This is a genomic window from Streptomyces sp. NPDC021622, from assembly GCF_040640795.1.
Lineage (GTDB): Bacteria > Actinomycetota > Actinomycetes > Streptomycetales > Streptomycetaceae > Streptomyces.
In genome coordinates this window covers 305,341-321,148 of sequence record NZ_JBFACK010000003.1, presented here as the reverse complement: position 1 = coordinate 321,148, position 15,808 = coordinate 305,341, and the positions used below count along the sequence as shown (strand labels likewise).

General features: G+C 70.2%; 12 protein-coding genes. 5 read left to right on the top strand and 7 right to left on the bottom strand.

Annotated features, from left to right (window positions below; all coding sequences use genetic code 11):
* Positions 1-49 precede the first annotated feature (49 nt).
* On the bottom strand, positions 50-892 hold the full coding sequence (locus AB0G47_RS08845; protein WP_360765786.1) for a methyltransferase domain-containing protein: 843 nt from the start codon (positions 890-892) through the stop codon (positions 50-52).
* A 217-nt stretch (positions 893-1,109) separates the two neighbouring features.
* On the bottom strand, positions 1,110-2,168 hold the full coding sequence (locus AB0G47_RS08840) for a LacI family DNA-binding transcriptional regulator (RefSeq protein WP_360766546.1): 1,059 nt from the start codon (positions 2,166-2,168) through the stop codon (positions 1,110-1,112).
* Between the two features lie 120 nt (positions 2,169-2,288).
* Here AB0G47_RS08840 and AB0G47_RS08835 point away from each other — a divergent pair, with 120 nt between their 5' ends.
* From AB0G47_RS08835 to AB0G47_RS08815, 5 genes are all read left to right on the top strand, one after another.
* Complete coding sequence (locus tag AB0G47_RS08835; protein WP_360765784.1) at positions 2,289-3,464, top strand: Gfo/Idh/MocA family oxidoreductase; 1,176 nt, start codon at positions 2,289-2,291, stop codon at positions 3,462-3,464.
* Positions 3,461-4,624: a dihydrodipicolinate synthase family protein gene (locus AB0G47_RS08830; protein ID WP_360765782.1), complete on the top strand. Its 1,164-nt coding sequence runs from the start codon at positions 3,461-3,463 to the stop codon at positions 4,622-4,624. Before AB0G47_RS08835 ends, AB0G47_RS08830 begins: the two co-directional genes overlap by 4 nt.
* Complete coding sequence (locus AB0G47_RS08825) at positions 4,615-5,463, top strand: sugar phosphate isomerase/epimerase family protein (protein ID WP_360765780.1); 849 nt, start codon at positions 4,615-4,617, stop codon at positions 5,461-5,463. The genes AB0G47_RS08830 and AB0G47_RS08825 overlap by 10 nt, the downstream gene beginning before the upstream one ends.
* 573 nt (positions 5,464-6,036) lie before the next feature.
* The gene (locus AB0G47_RS08820; RefSeq protein WP_360765777.1) at positions 6,037-8,358 is read left to right on the top strand and encodes an ATP-dependent RecD-like DNA helicase; all 2,322 of its coding nucleotides are present in this window, start codon (positions 6,037-6,039) and stop codon (positions 8,356-8,358) included.
* Between the two features lie 124 nt (positions 8,359-8,482).
* On the top strand, positions 8,483-9,829 hold the full coding sequence (locus tag AB0G47_RS08815) for a citrate synthase (protein ID WP_209446162.1): 1,347 nt from the start codon (positions 8,483-8,485) through the stop codon (positions 9,827-9,829).
* 494 nt (positions 9,830-10,323) lie between these two features.
* On the opposite strand, the gene AB0G47_RS08810 is transcribed toward AB0G47_RS08815, so the two are convergent.
* The 5 genes from AB0G47_RS08810 to AB0G47_RS08790 all read right to left on the bottom strand — a co-directional run bounded on the left by AB0G47_RS08810 (position 10,324) and on the right by AB0G47_RS08790 (position 15,642).
* Entirely contained in the window at positions 10,324-12,573 is a 2,250-nt protein-coding gene (locus tag AB0G47_RS08810; protein WP_360765774.1) for a heavy metal translocating P-type ATPase, read from the bottom strand.
* Positions 12,574-12,655: 82 nt separating this feature from the next.
* The gene (locus tag AB0G47_RS08805) at positions 12,656-12,979 is read right to left on the bottom strand and encodes a heavy-metal-associated domain-containing protein (RefSeq protein WP_266866770.1); all 324 of its coding nucleotides are present in this window, start codon (positions 12,977-12,979) and stop codon (positions 12,656-12,658) included.
* A 157-nt stretch (positions 12,980-13,136) separates the two neighbouring features.
* Positions 13,137-13,334 carry a MarR family transcriptional regulator gene (locus tag AB0G47_RS08800; RefSeq protein ID WP_135331778.1) on the bottom strand — a complete coding sequence of 66 codons (198 nt, stop codon included), beginning with the start codon at positions 13,332-13,334 and terminating at the stop codon, positions 13,137-13,139.
* Positions 13,335-13,803: 469 nt separating this feature from the next.
* Positions 13,804-14,730 (bottom strand): helix-turn-helix domain-containing protein, encoded by a 927-nt coding sequence (locus AB0G47_RS08795; RefSeq protein ID WP_360765770.1) that lies wholly within the window; start codon positions 14,728-14,730, stop codon positions 13,804-13,806.
* A gap of 12 nt (positions 14,731-14,742) precedes the next feature.
* A complete protein-coding gene (locus AB0G47_RS08790; protein ID WP_360765768.1) occupies positions 14,743-15,642 on the bottom strand; it encodes a sugar phosphate isomerase/epimerase in 900 nt (299 codons plus the stop codon).
* Positions 15,643-15,808: the final 166 nt, after the last annotated feature.

The following is a 15,808-nucleotide window of genomic DNA, read 5'->3' as shown; positions in this document are numbered from 1 at the left end:
GGTACGCCGCGTCGCCCATGACCGCCATGCCTCCAGCAGGCCGTCCGGCTCAGAGGCGGCGGCAGTGGAAGATGCCCCAGCGCAGCTGCCCTCGGTGTGACGCGTCCGCCCACAGGGACAGACTGTTCAGCAGTGTGTCGACGTAGTCGGGGCTGATGACGGTGCGCAATTCCTGTTCGCGTTTGTGGGTCTCCTCGATGAGGCGGTCATAGTGGTTGCCCATCTGCTCGCTGAGATCGTCGAAGTCGACCTGCGACATGCCGAGCCCGCCGAGTGAACGCCGGTAGAAATCCGGCGTGGCCAACTCATCAACCCTCAGCCGGGACACGACGGGGCGCAGCGTCCGGGCCGAGGTGCCCTCGTCGGCCATCAGGTCGGTGAAGACCAGGGCTCCTTTGGGCTTGAGGACACGCACGGCCTCAGCCAGGGTGCGTGTGCGGTCCGGGCTGTGACAGAAGGCTTCCTGGGACCAGACGACATCGAAGCGGCCGTCCTCGTAGGGGATGTCCTGGAACGATTCCGTGACCACCTCGATGAGGCCGTCAAGACCACGCTCGGTGTTGACGGCGCGGTGGCGTCGGTTCTGCGTCTCGCTGATGTTCAGGGCGGTGATCCGGCAGCCGAAGGTGGCGGCCAGGTGGCGGGCGGGACCGCCGTAACCGGACCCCATGTCCAGCACGGCGGCCTCGGGCGTGAGGAGGTCGGCCACCTTGTCGGCCACCCGCTCCACCGTGCGGCGAGAGGCGTCCGCGACCGCCTCGCCCGGCTGCGTGTAGATGCCGGTGTGGATGTCTTCACCACCCCAGACATAGGCGTAGAACGCGTCGACGTCGCCGGTCTCGTAGTAGTCGCGGGCCACGTCCTCGCCTCGCGAACCGCCGTGGTACGGCATGGGTCTTCCTCCGTTGCTCGCTGACGCAGGGGGAATCAGTCTCACGATCGTGCCGTCTGCCTGCATAGAGGCCGAATGAGCCATGGGCCGGGCGCCGCATCACCGCATACGGATGCGGACTCCGTAGCTCCCGATTCCTGGTCGGGCGGCGGTGGACGGTGCAGACGCCGCCCCAGGGATCGATGATCACGTAGAGCGGGTCAGCGACATCGAGGCCTCACCGACACGGCGGCGCCGTGGACCCCCGCACCATCAGCTCCGCCCCGATCGTCGCCACGCCCCCCGGTGGCGGCTCCTCCGCGCCCGTGGCCAGGCGGCCCGCGCGTGCGCCCGCCTCGTGCAGCGGCAGTCGTACGGTCGTCAGGGCGGGGACGGCGTCGATCGAGAAGGGCAGGTCGTCGAAGCCCGCCACCGAGATGTCCTGCGGGATGCGCAGTCCGCGGTCGCGCAGGGCGGCCGACGCGCCCAGGGCGACCGTGTCGTTGGCGGCCACGATGGCGGTCAAGTCCGGGGCACGGCGCAGGAGTTCGAGGGTGGCCTCGTAGCCCGACCGGCGGGTGTAGGGGCCGTGGACGGTCAGCTCGTCCTGGTCGCCGTGGTCCGCGGTGGACGCCGCAAGCGCCTCCCTGTGGCCCTCCAGGCGGTGTCGGGTCGTGGTGCGCTCCATGGGGCCCGCCACGTATCCGATCCTGACGTGTCCCAGGGTCAGCAGGTGCTCGGTGAGCCGCCGGCCGCCGTTGCGGTTGTCGAAGGTGAGGGTGGCGGTCACCGCGTCGGTGTCCCCGAGCGGCGGCCGTCCGCACAGCACGATCCGGGTGCCCGCGTCCGCCAGGCGCGCCAGCTTCGCGGAGACCGCCGCCGCGTGGTCGGGGTCTTCGAGCGCGCCGCCGGTCAGCACGACCGCGGCGGCGCGCTGTCGCTGCAGCAGGGTGAGGTAGGTGAGCTCGCGCTCGGGGGAGCCGCCCGTGTTGCAGACCACCGCCATCCGCTCGCCGCCCGCGCGCCCGCCGGGACCGCCGATCTCGGACTGGACCGCGCCCGCCATGATCCCGAAGAAGGGGTCGGCGATGTCGTTCACCAGGATGCCGACCAGGTCGGACGTGGCCGCGGCGAGCGAGCTTGCCGGTCCGTTGAGGACGTAGTCGAGGTCGTCCACGGCGCGCAGGACACGCTCCCGGGTGGCCGCGGCCACCGGATAGTTGCCGTTCAGCACGCGGGAGACGGTAGCGGGGGAGACCTGGGCGCGGGCCGCCACGTCCGCCAGGGTCACGGTCATCTCGTCGTCCTCCGTCGCGGCTCTGGTCCGGAGCACTTGTCCGAACCTTGTGCGGCAGGCTAGCTTCTCCTTGTGTAGAAAGCGCTTGCTATGCGCCTACGTGCGTACGGAGGGACTGCTGTGACTCGTAAGACGGTGCGCATCGCCATGAACGGTGTGACGGGACGCATGGGCTACCGCCAGCACCTGGTCCGCTCGCTCCTGGCCCTGCGTGAGCAGGGCGGACTCGCCCTGGGTGACGCCGATGGCACGGTGCTGTGGCCCGAGCCCGTCCTCGTGGGACGCAGAGAGCACGCACTGCGGGAGATCGCCGAGCGGCACGGACTTGACGCCGGGGCGAACGTCTCGACGGACCTGGAAGCGGTCCTCGCCGACCCCACCGTCGACATCTACTTCGACGCGCAGGTCACCTCGGCGCGCGAGACCGCCATCAAGCGGGCGATCGCCGCCGGGAAGCACGTCTACACGGAGAAGCCGAGCGCCACGGGCCTGTCCGGCGCCCTCGAACTCGCCGCCCTCGCCAAGGCCGCCGGCATCAAGCACGGCGTCGTACAGGACAAGCTCTTTCTGCCGGGCCTGCTGAAGCTGAAGCGGCTGATCGACGGCGGCTTCTTCGGCCGGATCCTGTCGATCAGGGGTGAGTTCGGCTACTGGGTCTTCGAGGGCGACTGGCAGAGCGCCCAGCGCCCGTCCTGGAACTACCGCGCCGAGGACGGCGGCGGCATCGTCGTCGACATGTTCCCGCACTGGGAGTACGTCCTGCACGAGCTGTTCGGCCGGGTGCGCAGCGTCCAGGCGCTGACCGCCACCCACATCCCGCAGCGCTGGGACGAGCGGGGCAAGCCCTACGACGCCACGGCGGACGACTCGGCGTACGGCATCTTCGAACTCGAAGGCGGCGCGATCGCGCAGATCAACTCCTCCTGGGCGGTCCGCGTCAACCGCGACGAACTCGTCGAGTTCCAGGTCGACGGCACGGAGGGCTCGGCCGTCGCGGGCCTGCGCAACTGCCGCGTACAGCACCGTGGTTCGACACCCAAGCCGGTCTGGAACCCGGACCTGCCCGTGACCCACTCCTTCCGCGACGAGTGGCAGGAGGTCCCCGACAACCAAGGGCCCGACGGATACGACAACGGATTCAAGGCGCAGTGGGAGCTGTTCCTGAAGCACGTGTACGCCGACGCGCCCTACCACTGGGACCTGCACGCGGGCGCACGCGGCGTGCAGCTCGCCGAACTGGGCCTGAAGTCCTCCGCGGAGGGCCGCCGCATCGACGTACCGGAGATCGCCCAGTGACGCTCCTGCTGCCGCGCGCGGACGGCACCACGTACGCGTACGAGCCCTTTGGCGCCCCCCTGTCCCTGGCGCCCGGCGGCCCGCCCCTCACCTCCCGCACGGTCTTCTCGGCGGCCCATGTGGTGGCGGACCCGTACGCCGACGTCTCCCCTGACTCCCCGGCGGCCGTCGACTGGGACGCCACCCTGGCCTTCCGCCGCCACCTGTGGGCGCAGGGCCTCGGGGTGGCCGAGGCGATGGACACCGCACAGCGCGGCATGGGCCTTGACTGGACGGGCGCGGCGGAACTGATCAGACGCTCGGCGGCGGAGGCGAAGTCGGTGGGCGGCGCCATCGCCTGCGGCGCGGGGACGGACCAACTGACTGATCCCGCAGACCTGTTGACGGTCCGTTCCGCGTACGAGGAGCAGCTGGCCCTGGTCGAGTCGACCGGCGCACAGGTGATCCTGATGGCCTCGCGGGCGCTGGCCGCGGCCGCGAAGTCGCCCGACGACTATGTCGAGACGTACGGCCACCTCCTGCGCCAGGCGAGCGAGCCGGTGATCCTGCACTGGCTCGGCCCGATGTTCGACCCGGCGCTGAGCGGCTACTGGGGCAGCGAGGACCTGGACGCGGCGACCGACACCTTCCTGGAGGTCATCGCCGCGTACCCCGACAAGGTCGACGGCATCAAGATCTCCCTCCTGGACCCGGGGCGCGAGATCGCGCTGCGCCGCCGCCTCCCGAACGGCGTCCGCTGCTACACGGGCGACGACTTCAACTACCCCGAACTGATCGCGGGCGACGACCACGGGTTCAGCCACGCCCTGCTCGGCATCTTCGACCCGCTGGCACCGCTGGCGGCGCAGGCGGTGCGCGCGCTGGACACGGGCGACGCCTTGGCCTTCCGCGCCCAGCTCGACCCCACGGTCGAACTCTCCCGCCACCTCTTCGCGGCGCCCACCCGCTTCTACAAGACGGGAGTGGTGTTCCTGGCATGGCTGGCCGGCCACCAGGAGCACTTCACGATGGTGGGCGGCCTGCAGTCGGCGCGCTCGCTGCCGCATCTGGCCCGCGCCTACGAACTGGCGGACGGCCTGGGCCTGTTCCCGGACCCGGCGGTCGCCGAGTCCCGGATGAAATCCCTGCTGACGGTGTACGGAGTCGCCCCATGCCAGTAACGCCTGCGGTGAGCGAGGAACTCGCGCGCTTCTCCATCAACCAGATGACGGTAAAGCAGCTGTCGTTGCCGGAACTGGTGGCCGCGTGCGGGGAGTTGGGAATCCCCGGGGTCGGCCTCTGGCGCGAACCGGTTGCGGCCCACGGCCTGGAGCGGACCGCCAAGCTGATGCGTGACGCGGGCCTGTCCGTGACGACGCTCTGCCGGGGCGGCTTCCTCACCGCGATCGACCCGCACGCGCGCGTGGCGGCCATCGAGGACAACAAGGCGGCGATCGACGAGGCGGCGACGCTGGGTACGCGGACGCTGGTCCTGGTCTCCGGCGGCCTGCCGCCGGACTCGAGGGACCTGCGAGGGGCACGCGAACGCATCGCCGACGCGCTGGGGGAACTCGCCCCGTATGCGGCGGTGCGGGGCGTCCGCCTGGCGATCGAGCCACTCCACCCGATGTTCGCGTCCGACCGCTGTGTGGTGTCCACGCTGGCCCAGGCGCTGGAACTGGCGGAGCGGTTTCCCGCGTCGCAGGTGGGGGTGTGCGTGGACACGTACCACGTCTGGTGGGACGACGAGGCCCCCGCCGGAATCGCCCGCGCGGGCGCGGCGGGCCGCCTGCACGCCTTCCAACTGGCGGACTGGGTGACGCCATTGCCCGAGGGCGTCCTGAACGGCCGCGGGCAGCTGGGGGACGGCGCGATCGACATGCGGGAGTGGCGGGGGTACGTGGAGCGGGCGGGGTACGCGGGCCCGATCGAGGTCGAGCTCTTCAGCGAGACCCTGTGGTCCAGGGAGGGCAGAGAACTCCTCTCGGAAACGGCCACGCGGTACGTGGCCTACGCCTGACCTGGCCCCGGGGCCTTGCACCACGGGCCGCGCCCCGCGGCTTCGTCCGGCCTTTCCGCGGGTACACGTGCGGCCCCGGCCGGCCTTGTCCGCTGGGTGCGCCCCGTGGCTTCGATCGGCGAACAGGCCTGTCCCGCAACGAATCACTCCGCCCCTCCGCCCGGCCCTCACCCACCCACCCACCCGATCACCCCGCGTCCCTGCCTCGCCGAACAGGCTTTTCCCACCCGCCCACCCGATTGCCCCGGGGTGATCGGGTGGGTGGGTGGGAAAGATCCGCCGCGAAGCGGTGGCGCAGGAATCGCGAAAACGGCGGAATGGGACACGCCTGGCGGCCGCGCAGGGGGCGTGGAAAGTCTTGGGTCCGGCCGTACAACCCTTACCGCCCGACGCGGGTCGTACTTTGCGTCAGGGCTTCCGCAGGGGGGATCCGGGGGGATTCGCGGAGGACCGGCAGGGGAGGGGAGACCCGTGGGGGCCCGGTCGGGAGAAGACCGGGCCCCCACGGGTCTGTAAGGCCGGAGTTGTCCACAGGGCGCCCGCGCTGTCAGTCCCCGGCGGTAGCGTCGGATCATGTCGAGTTCAGTGGGAGTGACGACGGGATCGGTGCCCGCGGCCCGTGCCGCGGTCGTCGAGGGTGTCCTGGAGCGGATCACGTACGCCAACGAGGAGAACGGGTACACGGTCGCCCGCGTGGACACCGGCCGCGGCGGCGGCGATCTGCTCACCGTCGTCGGTTCGCTGCTCGGTGCGCAGGTGGGGGAATCGCTGCGGATGGAGGGGCGCTGGGGCTCCCACCCCCAGTACGGCAAGCAGTTCACCGTGGAGAACTACACGACGGTGCTGCCCGCCACCGTCCAGGGCATCCGCCGTTACCTCGGCTCCGGCCTCATCAAAGGCATCGGCCCCGTCATGGCCGACCGCATCACCACCCACTTCGGCGCCGACACCCTCGACATCATCGAGACCGAGCCCAAGCGGCTCGTGGAAGTGCCCGGCCTCGGCCCCAAGCGGACCAAGATGATCGCCGCCGCCTGGGAGGAGCAGAAGGCCATCAAGGAGGTCATGGTCTTTCTCCAGGGGGTCGGTGTTTCCACCTCCATCGCTGTTCGGATCTATAAGAAGTACGGCGACTCATCCATCTCCGTCGTCAAGAACGAGCCCTACCGGCTGGCAGCCGACGTCTGGGGGATCGGTTTCCTCACCGCCGACCGCATCGCCCAGTCCGTCGGCATCCCGCACGACAGCCCGGAACGCGTCAAGGCAGGACTGCAGTACGCACTGTCGCAATCCACCGACCAGGGAAACTGCTACCTCCCGGAGGAGCGGCTCATCGCCGACGCGGTGAAGCTGCTCCAGGTCGACACGGGGCTCGTCATCGACTGCCTCGCGGAACTCGCGGGCGAGGAGGAAGGGGTCGTACGGGAGCAAGTGCCCGGCCCGGATGGGGAGCAGGACGTCACCGCCGTCTATCTCGTCCCCTTCCACCGCGCCGAACTCTCCCTCTCCGCCCAGCTCCTGCGCCTCCTCAGGACGACGGAAGACCGTATGCCCGGCTTCCGCGACGTGGACTGGGACAAGGCCCTGTCCTGGCTGGCCGGCCGCACCGGCGCCGAGCTCGCCCCGGAGCAGCAGGACGCCGTCAGGCTCGCCCTGACCCGCAAGGTCGCCGTCCTGACCGGCGGCCCCGGCTGCGGAAAGTCCTTCACCGTCCGGTCGATCGTGGAGCTGGCCCGCGCCAAGAAGGCGAAGGTCGTCCTCGCCGCCCCCACGGGCCGCGCCGCCAAGCGCCTCGCCGAACTGACGGGCGCGGAGGCCTCCACCGTGCACCGGCTCCTCGAACTGAAGCCGGGGGGAGACGCCGCGTACGACAAGGAGCGGCCGCTCGACGCCGACCTCGTCGTGGTCGACGAGGCGTCCATGCTGGACCTGCTGCTCGCCAACAAGCTGGTGAAGGCTGTTCCGCCGGGTGCCCATCTGCTCTTCGTGGGCGATGTGGACCAGCTGCCCAGCGTCGGCGCCGGCGAGGTGCTTCGGGACATGCTCGCCGACGAGAGCCCCGTCCCTGCCGTCCGGCTGACCCGTATCTTCCGGCAGGCCCAGCAGTCCGGGGTCGTCACCAACGCGCACCGGATCAACTCCGGCCTTCCGCCCGTCACTCAGGGCCTCAGCGACTTCTTTCTCTTCGTGGAGGACGAGACCGAGGACGCGGGCCGCCTCACGGTGGACGTGGCCGCCCGCCGCATCCCGGCGAAGTTCGGCCTCGACCCGCGCCGCGACGTCCAGGTGCTCGCGCCCATGCACCGCGGCCCGGCGGGTGCAGGCAACCTGAACGGGCTGCTCCAGCAGGCCATCACGCCCAGCAGACCGGACGTACCGGAGAAGCGGTTCGGCGGCCGGGTGTTCCGCGTCGGCGACAAGGTCACCCAGATCCGCAACAACTACGAGAAGGGGCAGAACGGCGTCTTCAACGGCACGGTCGGCGTGGTCACGGCCCTCGACACGGACGAGCAGCGGCTCACGGTCCTGACGGACGAGGACGAGGAGATTCCGTACGAGTTCGATGAGCTGGACGAGCTCGCGCACGCGTACGCCGTCACCATCCATCGCTCCCAGGGCAGCGAGTATCCGGCGGTGGTGATCCCCGTGACCACGGGGGCATGGATGATGCTGCAACGGAACTTGCTCTATACGGCGGTGACGCGCGCCAAGAAGCTGGTTGTTCTGGTCGGATCGCGCAAGGCTCTGGGTCAAGCGGTACGCACGGTCTCGGCGGGCAGGCGCTGTACAGCCCTGGATTTTCGGCTCGCGGGCGGCCGGGCAAGTACCTCTCGAAGCCCCTCCGGATCCCCCTCCGGATCGCCCTCCGGAAATTTTGATCGATCATTCGAGTAGGAAAGGTCACAGAGCACTTCCGGAACCCGGGCGAACGGGGCAGGATGAGCAGGTTGGCGGCACTGAGTGCCGCCATTAGGCCCAATGGTCGACCCCGAGTGCACTCTCCAGGGCCAAATGGGGGATGGTAGAGACAGTCAGGGCACCTCGAAGAAGAGGCACAACGTCGGTGAGGGATGACGTGAGCGACAACTCTGTAGTACTGCGGTACGGCGATGGCGAGTACACCTACCCGGTGATCGATTCGACCGTCGGCGACAAGGGCTTCGACATCGGGAAGCTCCGCGCCCAGACCGGTCTGGTGACCCTGGACAGCGGCTATGGCAACACCGCCGCCTATAAATCCGCCATCACCTACCTCGACGGCGAACAGGGCATCCTCCGGTACCGCGGCTATCCGATCGAGCAGCTGGCCGAGCGCTCCACCTTCCTCGAGGTGGCGTACCTGCTGATCAACGGCGAGCTGCCGAAGGTGGACGAGCTCTCCGCCTTCCGCAACGAGGTCACGCAGCACACGCTGCTGCACGAGGACGTCAAGCGGTTCTACGACGGCTTCCCGCGCGACGCCCACCCGATGGCGATGCTGTCGTCCGTGGTCAGCGCGCTGTCGACGTTCTACCAGGACAGCCACAACCCGTTCGACGAGAAGCAGCGTCACCTCTCGACGATCCGCCTTCTCGCCAAGCTTCCGACGATCGCGGCGTACGCCTACAAGAAGTCCGTGGGCCACCCGGTCGTCTACCCGAGCAACAACCTCGGCTACGTCGAGAACTTCCTGCGCATGACGTTCTCCGTGCCGGCCGCGGACTACGAACTCGACCCGGTCGTCGTCTCCGCGCTCGACAAGCTTCTGATCCTGCACGCGGACCACGAGCAGAACTGTTCGACCTCCACCGTGCGTCTGGTGGGCTCGTCGCAGGCGAACATGTTCGCCTCGATCTCCGCCGGCATCTCGGCCCTCTGGGGTCCGCTGCACGGTGGCGCCAACCAGTCCGTCCTGGAGATGCTCGAGGGCATCAAGCAGGACGGCGGCGACGTCGACACCTTCATCCGCAAGGTGAAGAACAAGGAAGACGGCGTGAAGCTCATGGGCTTCGGGCACCGCGTCTACAAGAACTTCGACCCCCGGGCGAAGATCATCAAGGCGGCGGCGCACGACGTCCTCTCGGCCCTCGGCAAGGATGACGAGCTGCTCGACATCGCGCTGAAGCTCGAGGAGCACGCGCTGGCCGACGACTACTTCGTCGAGCGCAAGCTCTACCCGAACGTGGACTTCTACACCGGTCTCATCTACCGGGCCATGGGCTTCCCGACCGAGATGTTCACCGTGCTGTTCGCGCTTGGCCGCCTGCCGGGCTGGATCGCCCAGTGGCACGAGATGATCAAGGAGCCGGGCTCCCGTATCGGTCGCCCGCGTCAGATCTACACCGGTGAAGTTCTTCGGGACTTCGTCCCGGTCGAGGGTCGCTGACCTTCAGGGCGACTGCAGACCGGCTGTGGCTGGTCGCGCAGTTCCCCGCGCCCCTTCGGGGCGCCAGTCTTAGCGAAAAGCGCCCCGCCGCCGATCCCCCCACGGGTCGACGGTCGGGGCGCTTTCCTTTTTCCCGGTTCGGATTCCCCCCACGGGATCCGGCCGGGCGTCTGCGGTGGTGCGCCGTGCTGCGATCTGCCGGGACGCGTACCAACCGGGAGGGCCGCTCAAGCTCCCCGGTGCACGTGCCCCGGCCAACGCACTCCAGGAACATCCCCCAAGATGTCCCCGATGTCTAGAGACGTCCCCCAAGACGTCTCTGGCATCGCACTCTTAGACTCGCGAGCCCCCTCAATGGTTACGTTCGGATCATTGTGATCTGCGTCTCTTGCATATGTCCCGAACGGGCGCAAGAGCCCCGATATGCCGATTGGGGCTCAGGGGTGAGAATACTGCGACCATTGTGTGAAGAGGCTATGTAAGGGGCCCCAAGACTACGTAAAGGCCCTCAGGCGGAGGCTGTTGCTCACCACGAAGACCGATGAGAACGCCATCGCGGCGCCCGCGATCATCGGGTTGAGCAGGCCGGCCGCGGCGAGCGGCAGCGCGGCCACGTTGTAGCCGAAGGCCCAGAAGAGATTGCCCTTGATGGTGGCGAGGGTCCTGCGGGAGAGCCTGATGGCGTCGGCCGCGCCGCGCAAGTCCCCGCGCACCAGCGTCAGATCGCTCGCCTCGATCGCCGCGTCCGTGCCGGTGCCCATCGCCAGGCCCAGATCGGCGGTGGCGAGCGCGGCCGCGTCGTTGACCCCGTCCCCGACCATCGCCACGACCTTGCCCTCGCCCCGCAGCCGTCGTACGACATCGACCTTGTCCTCGGGCAGGACCTCGGCGTACACGGCGTCCGGGTCGATGCCGACGGCCTGCGCGACCGCTTCGGCGACGGCCCTGTTGTCGCCCGTCAGGAGCACCGGCGTCAGACCGAGCGCGCGCAGTTCGCGCACCGCTTCGGCGCTGGTGTCCTTGACGGTGTCGGCGACGCCGAGGACACCGCGCGCCGTGCCGCCCCAGGCGACCAGGACGGCGGTGTGCCCCTCGGTCTCGGCCGCGGCCCGCGCACGGGCGAGTTCGTCGGGGACCGCCACCTCGTCGACGAGGCCGTCCCGGCCGACGAGCACCCTGTGCCCGTCCACCCTGCCGCGCACCCCGAGCCCGGCGACGTTCTCGAACTCCTCGGCGGGCGGCAGCTCATCGGTGCCGATCCCCAGGCGCTCGGCCGCGCCCGCGGCCACCGCCCGTGCCACGGGGTGCTCGGAAGCGTGCTCCAGGGCGCCCGCGAGCCGCAGCAGTTGCTTCTCGTCGGTGCCTTCGGCGACGTACACCTCGCGCAGTGTCATACGACCCGTCGTCACCGTCCCGGTCTTGTCCAGGACGACCGTGTCGATGCGCCGCGTGGACTCCAAGACCTCGGGGCCCTTGATGAGGATGCCGAGCTGCGCGCCGCGTCCCGTGCCGACCATCAGGGCCGTCGGCGTCGCGAGGCCGAGCGCGCACGGGCAGGCGATGATCAGGACGGCGACGGCCGCGGTGAAGGCCGCGGTCGCGTCGCCGGTGAGGCCGAGCCAGGCGCCGAGCGTGCCGGCCGCGATCACCAGGACCACCGGCACGAAGACCCCGGAGATCCGGTCGGCGAGCCGCTGCACCTGGGCCTTGCCGGCCTGCGCTTCCTCGACGAGCCGCGCCATCCTGGCCAGTTGGGTGTCGGCGCCGACACGGGTGGCCTCGACGACGAGCCGCCCCGAGACGTTCGTGGTCGCCCCGGTCACCGCGTCGCCCACCGCCACGTCCACCGGCACGGACTCGCCGGTCAGCATCGACACGTCGACCGCGGACGCGCCCTCCACGACGGTGCCGTCGGTCGCTACGGTCTCCCCGGGGCGTACGGCGAAACGGTCGCCGACGACCAGCCGGTCGACCGGAACCCGCACCTCCCTGCCGTCCCGCAGCACGGCCGCGTCCTTGGCGCCCAGTTCGAGCAGCGCCCGCAGCGCCGCGCCCGCCCGCCGCTTGGAGCGGGCCTCCAGCCAGCGGCCGAGCAGGATGAACGTGATGACGCCCGAGGCGACTTCGAGATAGATGGTCGAGGCGGCGTCGGCGCGCGACACCGTGAACTCGAAGGGGTGCCGCATGCCCGGCATGCCCGCGTCGCCGAGGAACAGCGCCCACAGCGACCAGCCGAAGGCGGCGAGCGTGCCCACGGATACCAGGGTGTCCATCGTGGCGGCGCCGTGCCGCAGATTCGTGAACGCCGCCCGGTGGAAGGGCAGCCCGCCCCAGACGACGACGGGCGCGGCAAGGGTCAGCGAGAGCCACTGCCAGCTGTCGAACTGCAGCGAAGGGACCATGGCGAGCAGCACGACGGGCAGCGAGAGCAGCGCGGAGACGATGAGCCGCTGGCGCAGGGTGTCGGGCTCGGTGATGTCGGCGGTGGTGGGATGGTCCCCGGCGTCGGCCCCGGCCTCGGGTTCGGCGGGCTCGGGGACGATCTCCTTCGCCGTGTAGCCGAGCTTCTCGACCGTGGCGACCAGCTGCGCGACCTCGGTCCCTTCGGCGTACGAGACCTTCGCCTTCTCCGTGGCGAGGTTGACCGAGGCGGTCACGCCCTCCATGCGGTTCAGCTTCTTCTCGATACGGGCGGAGCAGGAGGCGCAGGTCATACCGCCGACGGCGAGTTCGACTTCGTTCATGGTTCTCTCGTGACTACTGGGTGGTGTGGCCGCGGGCCCTGTGACGGTGCCACAGGGCCCGGGGTACCCGGCAGGCGGTGGGTCAGGCCTTGACGCCGGTCAGCTCGTAGCCCGCCTCGTCGACCGCGGCGCGCACCGCGGCCTCGTCGAGCGGGGCGTCGGAGACCACGGTCACCTGGCCCGTGGAGGCCACCGCCTTGACCGAGCTGACGCCCGCGAGCTCCGAGATCTCGCCGGCGACGGCGCCCTCGCAGTGGCCACAGGTCATGCCGGTCACCTCGTACACGGTGGTCACGGCGCCCTGCGGCGTCTCGGCGGCGCCGCCCGAGTGGCAGGAACCACTGGGGGAGCAGCAGGAGCCGGCGGTCTCGGTCTCGGCCTGCTGGAGCTCGGTCTGGGCGCTCATGTCGTTCTCCTCGGTGAGGGTGCGGCGTATGTGCGTATGCGACGTAATGTGCAGGAGGGGTCCCGGAGTTCCCGGGGGCCTCCCGACACTCACCACACTATACCCCTAGGGGGTACTTCTCAACGAGGGGGGCGCGGTGCGTGGCCCGCTCGGAGGGTCAGTCCTTGCGCCCCCGGTTGCCGGGCCGCGCCGCGACCCAGGCGCGGATCGTGTCCGCGTACCAGTAGGGCTTGCCGCTCTCCACGTGGTCGGGTTCGGGGAGCAGGCCGTGCTTGCGGTAGGAGCGCACGGTGTCGGGCTGCACCCGGATGTGTGCGGCGATGTCCTTGTACGACCAGAGCCTTCGGTCGGTCATCAGTGGCACCTCCCTGCGGGTGCCGCAGGGGCGGCTCGGGGGGAGCCGTCGGGGGAGCTGCGGCACGACGCTGGCGATCACTCAGCCTTGTGCCCGGTGAACGACGCGGAGTGAGCGCAGGGGGGCGGCTGTCGACTGCCTGTGACGGAAGGCCCGCGTATACGGGACATGTGTGACAGGGGGAGGTTCTTTGTGACGCGTGTGATGCGTCAAGGGGGCGCGTCTGCGTGGCGCGTAACGGGCGCACGGATACGGAGCGCGAGCGGGCCGGTCCGAAGTGAGGGGCCGGTTCGAAGCGAGGGGCCGGTTCGAAGCGAGGTGGACCGGGCCTGCTGCGCCAGGCCCGGTCCACCGGCTTCCCCGCAACCCCTGTGCCGTTCCGGCACCGAAGGGGTCCCCCTCGCCAGGTGGCTCGAAGGCAACAGCCTGCCGTCGGCGCGTCCCGCCGGTCTTGGAAAAAACCGCAGCCCTAGAGAAGGACCAGGCTCGTCGGTTCGTCCGCGAGGCGGTCGGCCGCCGGTGGTCCTTCGAGCGGCCGGGGCGTGCGCCGCCCCGCTGTGAACTCACGCGGCGTACAGCCCGTCATCGCCTTGAACTCGCCGCTCAGATGCGACTGGTCGTAATAGCCGCAGACCGCCGCCGTCTCCGCCTGGCTGCGCCCCGCCGCGAGCATCCGCCGTGCCCGCTGCAGCCGAAGCACCCGGCCCGCGGCCTTGGGTCCGATGCCGATCCGCTCCCGGAAGCGGCTCTCCAACTGCCGTATGCTCCAGCCGACTTCATCGGCGATGTATCCGACCGGCGCGGCGCCCCCGGTGCGCACCAGCTCGCCCCACGCCCGCACCGTCCGCGCGCCGGCCGGCGGCCCCGCGGCGGACCAGCGGGCGAAGGCGTCGTCCAGGAGGGCGAAACGGGCGCTCCAGGAGGGCAGGGAGCCCAGCGCCGCGGCGAGTTCGGCGACCGAGCGCCAGCGGCCGGGGCCGGGCCGCACGCCCAGCGTGTCCGGGTCGAGGTTGCGGTCGGCCACCTCGTGCAGGGCGGTCCCGAAGAGGGTGAACGCGGCCCATGGCGTGAGCAGCACCTCGATGCCCGCGAGATGCCCGTCGTGCTCGCCGATCACCGGCGTCGTGCCGAGCCCGGAGAGCACGGAGACCAGCGAAACGCTCTCCGGCTCCGCACCGCCGCCGCCCGTGAGCGCGGAGATCCGCACCGGACGCTCGAAGCCGAGCATCAGCGTCACCGCGCCGATCGGCACCTCGAGCCTGCGCCGCGGCCTGCCGAGCGCGAGCCGGATCCCCCGGTAGCTGATGACCCCCGGCCGCAGCCGGGGGTGCGGGGCGGCGAGCGCCACCTCCCAACTGCCCAGCGGGCAGCGCGCGTACCGGGCGCCCGGAGCCATCGGGGCCGCCCCCTAGGCGCCGCAGGAACGCAGGAACGAGCGGGTGCGGCGGGCGATGGGCCCCGGCTTGTCCGGCGGGCACGGATACATGTCCTGCTCGACGATGGCGAACAGGTCCACGTCCAGTTTCTGCGCCGCCGCGAGCACCGGCTCCAGGGCGGGCACCCCCGACGGCGGCTCGCACATCACGCCGCGCGCCACGGCGGGACCGAACGGCATCTCCTGCGCCCGCACCTCGGCGAGCACCGCCGGGTCGACCTGCTTGAGGTGCAGATAGCCGATGCGCTCGCCGTACGTCTCGATCAGCTTGACGCTGTCGCCGCCGCAGTAGGCGTAGTGCCCGGTGTCCAGGCAGAGCGAGACGAGGTCGGAGTCCGTCGCGTCGAGGAAACGCGTCACGTTCTCCTCGGTGTCGATGTGCGTGTCCGCGTGCGGATGGACGACGACCCGCAGGCCGTACCGCTCGCGCACCCGGTACGCCAGGCGCTCCGTCTGCAGCGTGAGCTGGCGCCACTGCTCCGGCGTGAGCGTGCGGTCCTCCAGGACCTCGCCGGTCTTGTCGTCGCGCCAGAAGGAGGGGATGACGACCAGATGCCGGGCGCCCATCGCCTGGGTGAGGGCGGCGATTCCGGCCACATGTTCCCAGGTCTTCTCCCAGACGGAGGGCCCGTGGTGCAGGCCGGTGAAGACCGTCCCCGCGGAGACCTTCAGGCCGCGCCGCTGTGTCTCGGCGGTCAGTTCGGCGGGATCGGTGGGCAGATAGCCGTACGGACCGAGCTCGATCCACTCGTATCCGGAGTCCGCCACCTCGTCGAGGAAGCGGCTCCAGGGGACCTGCCCGGGATCCTCGGGGAACCACACGCCCCACGAGTCGGGCGCCGAGCCGATGCGGATGCGTGACAGCGTCGTCATGGCAGCCAGCTTTCAGGGCGGCGGAGAAGAGTGTCAAGGAGTCGTCCGAATGTAAGGACAATGTGTTGACAGGGTTCGTGGGGCGGGATTAGACCTAGGGGTGGGCGACGCCGAGAGGGAGTGCAGGGTGACGGTGACTGATCCGTATGCCGATCCGTATGCCGAT

What these genes read in the sequence shown, in the direction of transcription:
- AB0G47_RS08805 (WP_266866770.1), bottom strand. Translation starts at nt 12,979, where the DNA reads ATGAGCGCCCAGACCGAGCTCCAGCAGGCCGAGACCGAGACCGCCGGC.
- AB0G47_RS08815 (WP_209446162.1), top strand. Translation starts at nt 8,483, where the DNA reads ATGGTAGAGACAGTCAGGGCACCTCGAAGAAGAGGCACAACGTCGGTG.
- AB0G47_RS08790 (WP_360765768.1), bottom strand. Translation starts at nt 15,642, where the DNA reads ATGACGACGCTGTCACGCATCCGCATCGGCTCGGCGCCCGACTCGTGG.
- AB0G47_RS08825 (WP_360765780.1), top strand. Translation starts at nt 4,615, where the DNA reads ATGCCAGTAACGCCTGCGGTGAGCGAGGAACTCGCGCGCTTCTCCATC.
- AB0G47_RS08820 (WP_360765777.1), top strand. Translation starts at nt 6,037, where the DNA reads ATGTCGAGTTCAGTGGGAGTGACGACGGGATCGGTGCCCGCGGCCCGT.
- AB0G47_RS08795 (WP_360765770.1), bottom strand. Translation starts at nt 14,730, where the DNA reads ATGGCTCCGGGCGCCCGGTACGCGCGCTGCCCGCTGGGCAGTTGGGAG.
- AB0G47_RS08810 (WP_360765774.1), bottom strand. Translation starts at nt 12,573, where the DNA reads ATGAACGAAGTCGAACTCGCCGTCGGCGGTATGACCTGCGCCTCCTGC.
- AB0G47_RS08845 (WP_360765786.1), bottom strand. Translation starts at nt 892, where the DNA reads ATGCCGTACCACGGCGGTTCGCGAGGCGAGGACGTGGCCCGCGACTAC.
- AB0G47_RS08840 (WP_360766546.1), bottom strand. Translation starts at nt 2,168, where the DNA reads ATGACCGTGACCCTGGCGGACGTGGCGGCCCGCGCCCAGGTCTCCCCC.
- AB0G47_RS08800 (WP_135331778.1), bottom strand. Translation starts at nt 13,334, where the DNA reads ATGACCGACCGAAGGCTCTGGTCGTACAAGGACATCGCCGCACACATC.